This is a genomic window from Catenulispora sp. MAP12-49, from assembly GCF_041262705.1.
In the GTDB taxonomy this organism is placed as follows: domain Bacteria; phylum Actinomycetota; class Actinomycetes; order Streptomycetales; family Catenulisporaceae; genus Catenulispora.
Window position 1 is genome coordinate 55,685 of sequence record NZ_JBGCCP010000047.1, and the last position, 11,100, is coordinate 66,784.

General features: G+C 68.1%; 16 protein-coding genes and 2 pseudogenes. 12 read left to right on the top strand and 6 right to left on the bottom strand.

The window, feature by feature from the left end:
• The first annotated feature begins 7 nt into the window (after positions 1–7).
• The 9 genes and pseudogenes from ABIA35_RS44445 to ABIA35_RS44485 all read left to right on the top strand — a co-directional run bounded on the left by ABIA35_RS44445 (position 8) and on the right by ABIA35_RS44485 (position 5,111).
• Positions 8–718 carry a GntR family transcriptional regulator gene (locus ABIA35_RS44445; protein WP_370361997.1) on the top strand — a complete coding sequence of 237 codons (711 nt, stop codon included), beginning with the start codon at positions 8–10 and terminating at the stop codon, positions 716–718.
• An 88-nt stretch (positions 719–806) separates the two neighbouring features.
• Positions 807–2,177, top strand: coding sequence for an acyclic terpene utilization AtuA family protein (locus ABIA35_RS44450; protein WP_370361998.1), 1,371 nt, complete (start codon positions 807–809; stop codon positions 2,175–2,177).
• Positions 2,177–2,497 carry a DUF4387 domain-containing protein gene (locus ABIA35_RS44455; RefSeq protein ID WP_370362000.1) on the top strand — a complete coding sequence of 107 codons (321 nt, stop codon included), beginning with the start codon at positions 2,177–2,179 and terminating at the stop codon, positions 2,495–2,497. The genes ABIA35_RS44450 and ABIA35_RS44455 overlap by 1 nt, the downstream gene beginning before the upstream one ends.
• A 155-nt stretch (positions 2,498–2,652) precedes the next feature.
• On the top strand, positions 2,653–2,823 hold the full coding sequence (locus ABIA35_RS44460) for a hypothetical protein (RefSeq protein WP_370346749.1): 171 nt from the start codon (positions 2,653–2,655) through the stop codon (positions 2,821–2,823).
• Positions 2,820–3,140: pseudogene (locus ABIA35_RS44465) on the top strand (amidohydrolase); the annotation flags it as partial. The gene ABIA35_RS44460 and the pseudogene ABIA35_RS44465, both read left to right, overlap by 4 nt.
• Before the next feature lie 118 nt (positions 3,141–3,258).
• Positions 3,259–3,441 (top strand): hypothetical protein, encoded by a 183-nt coding sequence (locus tag ABIA35_RS44470; protein ID WP_370362008.1) that lies wholly within the window; start codon positions 3,259–3,261, stop codon positions 3,439–3,441.
• Positions 3,442–3,516: 75 nt separating this feature from the next.
• Positions 3,517–4,008 (top strand): nuclear transport factor 2 family protein, encoded by a 492-nt coding sequence (locus tag ABIA35_RS44475; protein ID WP_370362001.1) that lies wholly within the window; start codon positions 3,517–3,519, stop codon positions 4,006–4,008.
• Positions 4,009–4,028: 20 nt separating this feature from the next.
• Positions 4,029–4,583: a TetR/AcrR family transcriptional regulator gene (locus ABIA35_RS44480; RefSeq protein WP_370346747.1), complete on the top strand. Its 555-nt coding sequence runs from the start codon at positions 4,029–4,031 to the stop codon at positions 4,581–4,583.
• A gap of 102 nt (positions 4,584–4,685) precedes the next feature.
• Positions 4,686–5,111, top strand: a complete 426-nt coding sequence (locus tag ABIA35_RS44485) for an enoyl-CoA hydratase/isomerase family protein (RefSeq protein ID WP_370362002.1) — start codon at positions 4,686–4,688, stop codon at positions 5,109–5,111.
• A 61-nt stretch (positions 5,112–5,172) separates the two neighbouring features.
• On the opposite strand, the gene ABIA35_RS44490 is transcribed toward ABIA35_RS44485, so the two are convergent.
• Positions 5,173–5,760 (bottom strand): DNA-3-methyladenine glycosylase I, encoded by a 588-nt coding sequence (locus tag ABIA35_RS44490; RefSeq protein WP_370362003.1) that lies wholly within the window; start codon positions 5,758–5,760, stop codon positions 5,173–5,175.
• Between the two features lie 114 nt (positions 5,761–5,874).
• Entirely contained in the window at positions 5,875–6,054 is a 180-nt protein-coding gene (locus ABIA35_RS44495) for a LuxR C-terminal-related transcriptional regulator (protein WP_370362004.1), read from the bottom strand.
• Between the two features lie 141 nt (positions 6,055–6,195).
• Between ABIA35_RS44495 and ABIA35_RS44500 the strand changes: the two genes are divergently transcribed.
• Positions 6,196–6,768 (top strand): DUF4240 domain-containing protein, encoded by a 573-nt coding sequence (locus ABIA35_RS44500; RefSeq protein ID WP_370362005.1) that lies wholly within the window; start codon positions 6,196–6,198, stop codon positions 6,766–6,768.
• 205 nt (positions 6,769–6,973) lie between these two features.
• Here the strand turns inward: ABIA35_RS44500 and ABIA35_RS44505 are convergent, their stop codons facing one another.
• On the bottom strand, positions 6,974–8,203 hold the full coding sequence (locus ABIA35_RS44505) for a low temperature requirement protein A (RefSeq protein ID WP_370362006.1): 1,230 nt from the start codon (positions 8,201–8,203) through the stop codon (positions 6,974–6,976).
• A 15-nt stretch (positions 8,204–8,218) separates the two neighbouring features.
• Positions 8,219–8,686 (bottom strand): nuclear transport factor 2 family protein, encoded by a 468-nt coding sequence (locus ABIA35_RS44510; RefSeq protein ID WP_370346741.1) that lies wholly within the window; start codon positions 8,684–8,686, stop codon positions 8,219–8,221.
• A 92-nt stretch (positions 8,687–8,778) separates the two neighbouring features.
• On the opposite strand from ABIA35_RS44510, the gene ABIA35_RS44515 reads away from it, so the two are divergent.
• Complete coding sequence (locus ABIA35_RS44515) at positions 8,779–9,351, top strand: TetR/AcrR family transcriptional regulator (protein ID WP_370362007.1); 573 nt, start codon at positions 8,779–8,781, stop codon at positions 9,349–9,351.
• A 220-nt stretch (positions 9,352–9,571) separates the two neighbouring features.
• On the opposite strand, the gene ABIA35_RS44520 is transcribed toward ABIA35_RS44515, so the two are convergent.
• Together ABIA35_RS44520 and ABIA35_RS44525 are read right to left on the bottom strand one after the other, a co-directional pair.
• Positions 9,572–9,868 (bottom strand): antibiotic biosynthesis monooxygenase, encoded by a 297-nt coding sequence (locus ABIA35_RS44520; RefSeq protein WP_370346738.1) that lies wholly within the window; start codon positions 9,866–9,868, stop codon positions 9,572–9,574.
• 187 nt (positions 9,869–10,055) lie between these two features.
• Positions 10,056–10,577, bottom strand: coding sequence for a MarR family winged helix-turn-helix transcriptional regulator (locus ABIA35_RS44525; RefSeq protein ID WP_370346736.1), 522 nt, complete (start codon positions 10,575–10,577; stop codon positions 10,056–10,058).
• A 149-nt stretch (positions 10,578–10,726) separates the two neighbouring features.
• Here ABIA35_RS44525 and ABIA35_RS44530 point away from each other — a divergent pair.
• A pseudogene (locus ABIA35_RS44530) lies at positions 10,727–11,100 on the top strand (hypothetical protein); the annotation flags it as partial.

Below are 11,100 nucleotides of genomic sequence, written 5' to 3' on the forward strand. Positions count from 1 at the left end.
TAGGCCCATGACCCTCCCGGAACTCACCACTCAGTCGCTCGCCGACCAGGCCTATCAGGCGCTGCGGGCGGCGATCGTCCAGGGCGACCTGCCCTGGGGCGACAAGATCACCGAACGCGGACTGGCCGCGAGCCTGGGAGTGAGTCCGACGCCGGTCCGGGAGGCGCTGCGCCGACTGGAACAGGAACAGCTCGTCGAACGCACTGGACCCCGCACGCTGCGGGTGGCGGCCGTGTCGCCGCTGGCCCGCACTGAAAGCGGGACCATCGAAGCCGCCCTGGAAGGCGTCGCGGCCCGGTTCGCCGCCGAGAAGGCCACGCCGACACAGCTCGACCGGATGCGAGCGCTGCTGGACGACGCAGACGACGCCGCGACCAGGCTCCGAAGCGACCGCGACGCCGGGCAGGATCTGGCTCCGGACCAGGTCGAGCGCATCTTCAACGCCGTCCGCGGGTTCCACGAGCAGGTGGAGCTCGCGGCCGACAACGCCCAGCTGACCCGCACGCTTCACCAGGTCCGGGCCTTCAGCCGGTCCGAACGCCTCCGGCTCGCCGCCGCCCAGCTCAACGCCGGCGGTTCCGCCGGGCAGATTCTGCGCTACGGCCAGCACCGCCAGATCCTCGACGCGTTGCTGGACCGGAACGCCGACCTCGCCGAACAGCTCGCTCGCACCCATGCGGCCTCCGGCATCGGAGACCTCGTGGGCTGGGACGCCTAGAAGACGTCCCCGAAGTGCCTCGCCTTCACGCTCGAGCTGATTGCTATAGCAAATTGCATGCCAAGGAACGTGAGAAGGGACATTCCACGTGGAGATCAGAATCCTGGCACCCACCGGAGCCCTCGGCGCGGGGTTCCGCGTCGAGTCGCTGCAACGCGGGGTCGCCATGAGGCCGCACGTCATCGCCTGCGATGCCGGGTCGACCGACAGCGGACCGTACTACCTGGGAGCCGGGCAACCGAAGCTGTCTCGGGAAGCCGTCGGTCGTGATCTGCGGCTGCTGCTCAAAGCCCGGGATGCCCTCGACGTCCCGCTCATCATCGGATCCTGCGGCACTAGCGGTCGTGACGTCGGCGTCGACCTGGTCGCCGACCTCGCGCGGGAAATCGCGGAACAGGAGAACCTGTCGTTCAGCCTCGGGCGCATCTACGCCGACCAGGACGCCGGATACCTTGTCGACCGCTACGAGCAGGGCCGTATCAGGCCACTGGATCCGGCGCCCCCGATCGACGCGGACACCCTGACCGACAGCCACGTGGTGGGCATGATGGGCGTAGAGCCGATCCAGCGGGCCCTTAGCGACGGCGCCCAGGTGGTGCTGGCCGGCCGAGCCAGCGACACCGCGCTGTTCGCGGCGCTGCCGCACGCGATGGGCGCGGACCCCGGCCTGACCTGGCACGCGGCCAAGACGGTCGAATGTGGCGCGGCCTGCGCGATCCCGCCGAGCGCCGACGGCCTGTTCGTCCGTCTGCGCGAGGACCATTTCGATGTCGAACCGCTCGACGCGTCCTCCCGTCTGACGCCGCACTCAGTGGCCGCCCACACGCTGTACGAGAACGCCAACCCCTATCTGATCACTGAACCGTCCGGGGTGCTGGACACCACCCAGGCCACCTACACCGCGATCGACGAGCGCACAGTGCGAGTCACCGGCGCCAAGTACGTGCCCAGCGACACCTACACGATCAAGCTGGAGGGCTCCCGCCTGGTCGGTTACCAGACCATCGCGATCGGCGGCATCCGCGACCGCGTGGTCATCGACCAGCTCCCGGCCTTGCTCGCCAAGGCCAAGGAGTACTTCCAGGCCAAGGTCCGCGACGTCTTCGACGGCCGCGTCGACCCCGACGACGTCGACATCGACTACCGGCTGTACGGCCGTGACGCCGTGCTCGGTGCGAACGACCCTGACCGTGATCAGCCGGTCCACGAGCTCGGTGTCCTGATCACGGTCACAGCGCCGACTCAGGCCCTCGCGCACGCGATCGCCACCTTCGTCGCACACTCCAGCTCCCACCTGCCGATCCCGCAGTACGAGGGCCTGGCCAGCACCATCGCGTACCCGTTCTCCCCGCCGGAGACCGACCGGGGCCCGGTGTACGAGTTCACGCTGAACCATGTCGTCGAACCGGCCGACCCGCACGAGATGTTCCGCACCGTCCACGAAGAGGTGAAGCCCTGATGCGCCTGCTCGACCTGTGCTCACTGATCCGGTCCAAGAACGCCGGGCCGTTCGTCCTGACCTTCGACTTCATGTGCCGGGACGCCGAGAGCTACGCGACGCTCCGCGCGTCCGGGGTCCTCAGCCCGCAGCTGTTCGCCGAGCTCTACGGCGGCGACCCGAACGACGTCCTCGTCGTCCACCACGATCGCGCCGAAGCGGTCAAAGTGTCGATGCCCCGACCCGTCCGGCAGGGCGACATGCGCGACTCCGACAGCTATGGAGGCCAGCTCTACGCACCCCTGGTCGACCTGGAGGTCCCAGGACAGCAGGCTGTTTGACGAGTAACGAACAGGAGTCCAGCTGTCAGGCCATGAATCCGTGCTCCTGCAAGTTTCACATTCTGCAAGTTCGGTTGTAGCTGATGAGACCTGCGGACGACAGTCGAGAGCAGGACGTCAATCGCGCCCCCAACGGATGGAGAGGAAAACTCGTCATGACGAACACGATCGACATCGACGCCGCGCGCAAGCTGGCCAACTACAAGGGCGACGACGCCGTGCAGACGTCGAACTACGCGACCGGCTTCCCGAGCGTCAAGGGCGTCGTCAGCCCCGAGGAGTGGCAGGCGCGCGTCGTGGTTCGGTCGACACGCATTCCCATGTGATCGGCACCGATTTCGTCGCGCAGCGCAGCTATACCCCGCCGGCCGCGTCGGCTGCGGACTACCTGCGCATGCTCGATGCCACCGGTATGGCCTACGGGGTGCTCTTCCAGGTCAGCGTGCATGGCGCGGACAACGCAGTGATGCTCGACGTGCTGCGCGCGCAGCGTGACCGACTGCGCGGCGTCGCGGTGGTCACCCCGGATGTGACAGACGTCGAACTCGGCCGGCTCGCCGACGCCCGCGTCGTGGGTCTGCGCTTGAACACGCTCTCCGGCGGCGGTTTCGGCTTCGACCACATCGACCGCTACGAGGAGATCTGCGCCGAGCTCGGCTGGCACCTGCAACTGCTCACCGACACCCGCCGGCTTGAGGAGGTGGGGTCGCGGATCTTTCGGGCGGATCTGCCTTGCTGCCGCCTCCCGCGTGCCCGGCTCCGTGGTCGCGGGCATCGCCGCCGTGCGGCGGCCGGGCGAACTGCTGATCGGCCACCCCTCGGGCGTCACCCCGGCGAAGGTCCAGGCGCGCCTCGAAGGCGGCTCGGCGATGTTCGACGTCCTCGGATTCAGCCGCACCGCGCGCCGGTTGATGGCCGGCAGCGCCTACCTGCCACTCTCCTGAACGAGCCGAGCCTCGCCTTCTCGTGACGGCCGTTGTGGGGTAAGTTATAGGTCGACCACTAACGTAGGAGTGGATATGACCGTCAAGGAAGACGCCGACACCAACACCAACACCGACACCCGCCGGTCCGCCGCCCAGCACGCCGTAGCCGAGCACCTGCGCCTCACCGCCGCGGGACGCACCGAGGAGTGGGTGAAGCTGTTCGCCCCGGATGCGGTGCTGGAGTTCCCGTACGCGCCGGTCGGCGTGCCCCAACGGATAGTCGGGCGGGATGCGCTGTTCGAGCACATGACCCACTTTCCCGAGACCTTCGATGTGGAATTCGTCGACCTGGTGTTCCACGAGACCGTCGATCCGAGCCTCGCGATCGCCGAATTCCGCTCGACCGGCACCGCACTGCCCACCGGTAAGCCATACGAGCAGACGTGCATCTCCGTCGTCCGGATCGACGACGACGCGCTCATCACCCACTACCTGGACTACTGGAACCCGCTCGTGGCGATCGAGGCGCTGACACCCGGCCACGTCCCCTCCGCCTCCGACCGCAGCGTGGCTTTTGGAGGCTGAGGAAGAGCCGTGTTTAACTGATGACCATGCCCGCCGCCGGCACCAGCACGAAGAGCGACGAACGACGCCGGGCCATCGTGGCCGCCGCGGTCGAGTGCTTCGCGCAAAAGGGCTTCTACGGCACGACCACGCACGAGGTGGCCGACTGGGCCGGCATCTCCCAGCCGTATCTCTACCGTCTGTTCCCGAACAAGGAAGCACTGTTCGCGGCGACGGTCGACCACGTGTCTGTCGTGATGACGGAAACCCTCGTCTCGCACCTGCCGGCGACGGGCGGTCCCGGGCTGGACTCCGAGGCGGCGTTGGACGCGGCCCGCCGCGCCTACGGTGCCCTCGTCGCGGACCAGAACATCCTGAGGTTCCTCATGCATGCGAACTGCGCAGTCGGCGAACCGCTGGTTGCGCAGGCCGTGCGCCGGTGCTACGCCAAGCAAGTCGACACCGTCCAGCAGCTGCTGCGCGACGACGATGCCGTCCGGCGCTGGTTCGGCGACGGAATGCTCGACAACGTAGCCATGGTCCTGGGCCTGGCCGACATCGACGAGCCGTGGGCGCACGTCCTCTCCGCTCGATGACCCGGCACCTGGACCGCGATACGAAGTTCACGCGTGGCAGAGCGAACGCCACCTGCCCAGGCCTGTCAGGGAGCTACGCCGCGAATTAGCTGGTGGTCAGTCGTGTCCGGTTCCCCGGTAGAGATCCAGGGGCTGTTCGAGTTCGACAGCGACAACGGTCGCGTGCTCGTCGACGTCCTCCGCGGGCGGGACCGCGATCCCCGCATCGTCTCCCCGGAGGTCGCGCTGCAGCTCGGGCTCGTCCACGAGGTCGTCGACGATGCCCCGGCTCGCGCGCTGGAGCTGGCCCAGGAGATCGCCTGCCTGCCGCCGATGTCGGTAGGCAATGCCAAGCGGGCCCTGTATCTGGGTTCGGACACGAACCTGCAGGCCGCGTTCGAAATCGAGAACATGAACTGGACCGAGGTCATGCAGTCCGACGACGCGAAGGTCGCCCTGGGGGCCATCATCGCCACCGACCCGGACAAACGTCGCGACTTCTTCGAGTGCGCCAACTCCCAGAACTACCCCTCCTACTCCGGGCACTAGGCGGTCGGCTCACACGCGCCCCGGCCCGGACGCGGAACTCCGGGGGGTTGTCGGCCCCGCTTTATCGCTGTGGATGGCCGGCGGCCCGGAAGCAGCCGCGGACGTGGTCGTTGACCATGCCGACGTTTTGCATGAAGGCGTAGATGCTGGTCGGCCCGACGAACCGGTAACCCTGCTTCTTGAGGTCCTTGGCGAAGGCTTCCGCCTGCGGAGTGACAGTCGGCACTTCTGCTTCCGACCGGGGAGGCCTGTTGCGGCGGACGACGTACATACGTGTGAGTTCGGGGAGGGTCGGCGAGGCCGAGACTGCGACGCGGGCGTTGTCGATCGTCGCCCGGATCTTGCCACGGCTGCGGATGGTCGACGTGTCCTGGACCAGCCGGTCGACGTCGCGGTCGGTCATGGCCGCCACGTGCGTCGGGTCGAAGCCTTTGAAGGCCTTACGGAGGCCTTCGCGCTTGCCGAAAATGATCCTCCAGCTCATCCCCACTTCGAAGACGCCCAGAGTGAGCGCTTCGAACAGGGCCGTCGGGTCCTCGGTCGGAGTGCCCCAGACCTCATCGTGGTAGTCGGCGAGCTCGCTGCCGGCCGCCCCGGCCCAGGCGCAGCGGGGCTTGCCGTCGTCGCCGAGAACGACATCGTTGTCCATTGCCGTGCTCCCGTCTGTGGTGCGCCGGGCACATCAGCCCGTGGCCCGAATGGGTCCAGGTGAAGCGCACGTTGCCGGTGTCTCAACTGTGACATTTCGGCCCGCGGCGTGGAGTCACGTGTTTGCGTGAGGCGTCGGTGCCGCCGACGCCGGGCGTTCGTCGGGCCCTTCCTGGCGCAGTGCGTTGGTGAGCTGCACTCGGGATTGGACTCCGAGTTTGACGAACACCTGGCGCAGGTGGGTGCCGACGGTGTTGGACGACACGCCGATCTGTGATGGGTCTTGGGACCGCACGCAGTGGTGCGGCCTGGTTGAGTGCTCTCACACACCAGTCAGAAGCGCCACAAAGTCACGGCCTTAACACCAGCGCGTCAAGTGGCCGCAATCCGTGGAAGGTAGGGATTCCGTCAGAGTCGGCTTCTACGCTCCCAGGTCATGGACATCGAAACATGGTGGAGCAGCATCGAGCAGGCTCGCGCCTCGGTCGGCGATCGGGCCGACGACCGGGACCCACCTGACGACCCGTTGCCCGCCGCGCTGGTCGACACGCTCGCCACGCTGGAGCCGGCCGACGTCATCGACTTCTGGGTGAAACACGTCGAGTTGACGGACTCCGCGGAGCGGTATCCGCTGCGGTGGGCCGCCTTCCTGATCGAGGGCAGCTTCTCGAACGACGGCTTCATGGACTTCCGTGACGGGCTGATGCTGCTCGGACAGGAGACGTTCAGCCGTGCCGTGGCCGATCCCGACTCGCTGGCCGATCTGCCGGTGGTCGTCAAGATGAGCCGAGACGAGGGTGGCTGGATCGGTTTCGAGTCGCTGGCTTACCTGATCAAGGACGCGTATCGAAAGGTCCGGGGCGAGACCGACACGTTCAATGCGGCGTTGGAGGCCGCAGTCAAAGGTATGACGCGTCCCGAACTGCCGAGCGGCGACAACTGGGATCCGGAGGACGACGACGCGATGCGGCACCACCTTCCCCGCCTCGCGGCCCTCTTCCTGGACTGAGAGAAGGCGAGAGGCAGATCCTGGAAGCGGCCACGTCCGGGCATCGCCGAAAACTCGGTGGTGGCAGCCCTCGAAGAGATCGTCGACACGGTCTTCCTTCCCCCTGGTGCGCTGAGCGCGGCAGCACCGAACCGCGCACGACGCCCCCTGGGACAAACCACGGTAACTCCCGAGCTCATCAATATGGCGCTCGGCGAGGTGGTCATCACGGCGGTGGATGCCGTGTTGGGGCCGACGAGCTGACGTCCGTGGCGAGCCGGTGCCACACCGCGAATACCCATGGGACGCCGAGCAGCAGTACGAGGACCACACCGAGCAGTACGGGTGCCGGCCGCGCGGCAGCCAGGGCGAGGCACGCGAGTGCCACGGCGGCGCAAAGCCTGGCAAGCGTCCGGTAGAAGTCGCGGTCGTCCCGCCAGGCCTGCAGGCTTGCGGCGACCAGCATGGTCGCGCAGAGCGCGACGGCGGTGCCCGCGCACAAGACCCATGCTGTCGCCGCCGGAGTGCGACTGTCGTGTGCGTGCGCGATCAGGCTGACCATCGCGGTGCCCATCGCGGCGATGGCGGCGGTGAGGGGCAGGTGGGCCAGCAGCCACTGCAGGTTCGCCCGCGAAGTCGATCTCGGCTCGCGGTGTCCGGCGAAGTCGAAGTAGGTCCACCAGGCGCCGAAGCCGACCACGACGGCGACCAGGCCGACGGTGAGGGTGAGTGCGCTGATCGGGCGGTTGGACAGGCCGCCGGCCACGTTCGTGAGCGTTTCGCCGAGCACGATGATCGTGATGAGCCCGAACCGTTCGATGAGCGCGACGGTGATGGTCAGGGCGGAGGCCTCCTCGGGCAGCGCGGTGACGGCCAGGGCGCCGAACGCGGTCAGGTACGCGACATCGATCAGGCCCCAGGACCACACGCGGGCGCCGGGCGGCAGGAGGGCGGACCCGGCCAGCAGTACGGCGCACGCCGCCGTGGCGGACACGAACAGCAGGCTGGACCGGCGGTATTCGGGGCTGTCGCCCCGGCCGGCCAGCAGCCAGAGCATCGCCAGCACGGCGAACAGCGCCGCCGACGCGATGGCCAGGCCCGCGCCGCGCGCGCCGCTCGCGTCCGGGATCATGGCGCCCATGGTGACCAGGAGCAGGATCTGGAGCAGGAAGGTGCTGCGGGCGCGGGCGTCCTCGTGGCCGTGGAGCTCGTGGTGGAGGCTGCCGTTGACCCAGGCGATCCACACGAGTGTGAACACCGCGGTGAACTCGCCGAGTCTGCCCCAGGTCAGGTGCCCGGCGAGGTGGTGGGCGGCCTGGGCGACCAGCACGACCACGGCGAGGTCGTAGAAGAGTTCGAGTGGTCCGACCACGCGGTCGCGGGGCTGCTCGCCGTGGGGACGGGGCGGCTGCCAGAGATGGCGGCGTAGCAGGGCCCAGCGCTCTCGGGGTGTCATGGCCTGGTTCGGTGATCAGGGTGTGGACGGCCGCGTTTCGGTCCAGTCGACCATCAGGCGGCGCTCGGCGAACAGCCAGTCGCCGTCCCGCTTGACGAACGCGTCAAGGTAGCGGATGGAAGCGATCATCAGTGTGCGTGATCCGTCGTCGGCGACTGTGAGGTGGTGGGCGATGCAGTAGCTCTCCCCGGTCGCCCGCTCGCCGTCCAGCACGACCGTGCTCTGACCATTGAAGTGGGTGGTCGCCGTGTAGGCGTTGAGCGCGTCGAACACCGGCGCCAGCGACTCGCGGCCGTGCAGCTCCTGGGTCGGCTCCCCGGACCTGGCGTCCATGAACACCAGGAAGCGGGTGTCCTCGGTGAACAACGCCATCTGACCCTTGGCATCGCGCCGGTCCGCGCAGTGCGCGTAGGCGTCGAACAGCTCACGGATGGCCAGTCGGTCGGCGGCCTCCTGAGGTGAGATCGTGGCGTGGGCCGTCATGGCAGTTCCCTCTCGTCGGAATCCGCAGGCCTATTTGACGTCTGTATAGCATCAGGAGTCGTGGCGTTTCGCAACCGCGCAGGAGGCATCCGGTGACAGATCGCACCGACCCCCGGATCACCCGGACGGTCCACGCCCTGGAGCAGGCGATCGTCGAGCTCGCCGCGCACCAGCCGGTTTCGCGGATCTCCGTAGCGGCCCTCGCCGACCGGGCCGGGGTGACCCGGGCCACGTTCTACAACCGCTACGACAGCCCCCTGGACCTGCTCATCCAGGTCCTCCACGCGGACCTGGACCGCGGCCATCGCCGGGAGCAGGAGCTGCGGGCCGAGGGCACACACTCGGCCGCCGAGATGCTGAGGCTCACCACCGCGGAGGTCGCCGAGCACGTCGAGCGGTTCCGGACCGTCTACCGCCAGGCCCTCCAAGACCCGGCAGATCGCGGGGTGTACGAGGCCCTGGTCCGGCACTTCGCCGACTACGCCATGGCGTTCATGGCGCGGTCGGCCGATCCGGGAGTGCCTCGCGCGAATCAGGGGGTTGTCGCTGCCTTCATGGCCCACGGCTTCGCCGGAGCCATCGCCGCCTGGCTCGGCGACGACACCGTGACGAAAGCGGATCTGGTCGACGCCGCGGTGGCCTGCGCGCCGTCCTGGTGGACGTAACCCCCGCTCTTGAGTCCGGCCAACACACCCGCTGGGCCTTCGGACAGCGCCTGCGCACCGCGGGCCTACTCGGATCCATGGACACGATCGGAGACTGCTTCGACACCGCGATGCTCACGCCATCGCGGCGTGAGCCACCGGAACCGTCCGGGCTCCGACGAGGACGGTGAACCCGCTCGGAGACCTCTTTGGCGAAAGCGCGTGGTGAAGACCCTGCTGCTCAGGCCTGCATCGTGACTTCATAGGTTTCCAGGCGCTGTGCCGTGAGTCCCGCCGTCGCCGGATTGTGCTGCTCACGGATGCCCGACGGTCCTGCTCCGGCGGTGACCGCATCCATCTGCTCGCGGGTCTCCCACAGCGAGATGATGACGAGCTTGCCGGTCTCAGCGTCGGTGAGCAGGTAATAGCCTTTGAAACCGGGCATCTGGCGGGCGCCGGGCAACTGCTGCTCGGCAACACGGATGGCGCCGTCGAACCCGTCGGCTCCAGCCTGGGCTGTGATCACGCGCGCGAACATTGCTCTCCTTCGGGCTTACAGCGGAACTGCTGACTCTTGCCAACTGGTTCCTGGTCGGTTGCGGCAACCGGACCCGCGCATACCCAGGCTACGCGGCAGGCATGCCGCAGCGTCGCGCACTGGCCCGCAGGCAGCCCGATCACATCCGCCGCACACCCGTCACCCGACGCTCCTGGGCGGCCTGCGGTCAGCGCGGCTGTGCGGGCCCCGCGGCCGTCGGCGGCCGATCATCGGGGACGTGGCCGTCTCGGTCGATGGCGCGCGTGATGCGGCCGCCGATGTCGCGCAGCTGGCGCGTCTGCGGCTTCGTCAGTTGGTCGAACACCAGCCGGCGCACCTCCTCGATATGGCCGGGCGCGGCCTCCACGACCTTCGTCCAGCCGTCGTCGGTCATGATCGCCAGCGTGTAGCGGCCATCCGCCGGATCGGGAGTGCGGCGCACCCAGCCGCGCTGCTCCATGCGCGCGACCACTTGGGACAGCCGTGGAAGCGAGCCCTCGGCCTGCGCCGCCAGCGTACTCATCCGTCGGGTGCGATCAGGCGCCTCCGACAGCAGAGCCAGCACCTGGTACTCGAAGTGGGAGATCCCGGCGTCTCGGCGCAGCTGGGCGTCGAGCGCGGCCGACAGCCGGTTCAGGACGCCGGCCAGGGCCAGCCACGCCTGCCTCTCATCAGGGTCGAGCCAGCGCGGCTCCGGCGGGGCGTTCACCTGTACAGGTTAACAGTTGAAGTGATCCGACCCTGGAATGACTTGCAGCGTGAAGTGAAGCAGGGTTAGAGTCAGTTAAACCTTTAAGTCAGACACCGGTCCGGTGCAGGCTGAATCGTTTCCTCAACCAGCGGAAGAAGGCATCACCGATGCAGCACGGCAACAAGCAGCAGCCCACGAGGCGGACGATGCTCCGCGCCGGAGCGGTAGCCGGGACGGCCACGGGCCTGAGCGCCGCCGGTATCCTCGGGGCCCGGGCGGCGAACGCCACGGCGACCTCGGCCCCCGGCGAATCGCGCAAGCCGCCGCCCTATCCGCCCGATGTCACGGACGTCTCGCGCTGCACCCCGGAGGTCGCAGCGCTCTTCCACCGCATCTTCACCGCCAAGAGCGAGCACGACACCGCCGGGTTCATGGCGCACTTCTCGAGATCGAACACCTCTTACAGCGACGCCTGCCTGGGCGTGGTCATGTCCGGCTGGCAAACGATCAACACCGAGTTCACCTCGATCTTCACGAACGC

Coding starts and splice junctions, on each gene's coding strand:
- ABIA35_RS44510 (WP_370346741.1), bottom strand. CDS start 8,686: ATGACGGCCCACGCCACGATCTCACCTCAGGAGGCCGCCGACCGACTG.
- ABIA35_RS44500 (WP_370362005.1), top strand. CDS start 6,196: ATGGACATCGAAACATGGTGGAGCAGCATCGAGCAGGCTCGCGCCTCG.
- ABIA35_RS44480 (WP_370346747.1), top strand. CDS start 4,029: ATGACCATGCCCGCCGCCGGCACCAGCACGAAGAGCGACGAACGACGC.
- ABIA35_RS44445 (WP_370361997.1), top strand. CDS start 8: ATGACCCTCCCGGAACTCACCACTCAGTCGCTCGCCGACCAGGCCTAT.
- ABIA35_RS44520 (WP_370346738.1), bottom strand. CDS start 9,868: ATGTTCGCGCGCGTGATCACAGCCCAGGCTGGAGCCGACGGGTTCGAC.
- ABIA35_RS44455 (WP_370362000.1), top strand. CDS start 2,177: ATGCGCCTGCTCGACCTGTGCTCACTGATCCGGTCCAAGAACGCCGGG.
- ABIA35_RS44460 (WP_370346749.1), top strand. CDS start 2,653: ATGACGAACACGATCGACATCGACGCCGCGCGCAAGCTGGCCAACTAC.
- ABIA35_RS44475 (WP_370362001.1), top strand. CDS start 3,517: ATGACCGTCAAGGAAGACGCCGACACCAACACCAACACCGACACCCGC.
- ABIA35_RS44490 (WP_370362003.1), bottom strand. CDS start 5,760: ATGGACAACGATGTCGTTCTCGGCGACGACGGCAAGCCCCGCTGCGCC.
- ABIA35_RS44505 (WP_370362006.1), bottom strand. CDS start 8,203: ATGACACCCCGAGAGCGCTGGGCCCTGCTACGCCGCCATCTCTGGCAG.